This is a genomic window from Oceanicaulis sp. UBA2681, assembly GCF_002354675.1.
GTDB classification, from domain to species: Bacteria; Pseudomonadota; Alphaproteobacteria; order Caulobacterales; family Maricaulaceae; genus Oceanicaulis; species Oceanicaulis alexandrii.
In genome coordinates this window covers 529-899 of the sequence record NZ_DEMB01000013.1, presented here as the reverse complement: position 1 = coordinate 899, position 371 = coordinate 529, and the positions used below count along the sequence as shown (strand labels likewise).

Annotated in this window: 1 protein-coding gene; it reads left to right on the top strand. The window is 64.4% G+C overall.

Features of this window, described 5'->3' with window-relative positions:
- The coding region (locus tag B3M53_RS10565) for an alpha/beta hydrolase-fold protein (protein WP_286800379.1) at positions 1-371 on the top strand (371 nt) is incomplete at both ends.

The following is a 371-nucleotide window of genomic DNA, read 5'->3' as shown; positions in this document are numbered from 1 at the left end:
GTCTGCGCCGAGCTGGGCCTGGCGTTTCTGGCGCCCGACACTTCCCCGCGCGGCCTCGATCTGCCCGGCGAGCATGAGAGCTATGATTTCGGTTCTGGCGCAGGCTTTTATGTGGACGCCACGCAAGAGCCCTGGGCCAAGCACTACCGAATGGAAAGCTATGTGACGGGCGAACTTCTGAAAGTCGCGGGCGAGGCTGCGCCGTGCCTCGATCTCGAAGACATCGCCATCACCGGCCATTCCATGGGCGGGCATGGCGCGCTGACCCTGGGCTTGAAGCGCCCCGACCTGTTCAAGGCGATCAGCGCTTTCGCGCCCATCAGCTCGCCGATCCATTGCCCCTGGGGTCAGAAAGCGCTCGGCGGGTATCT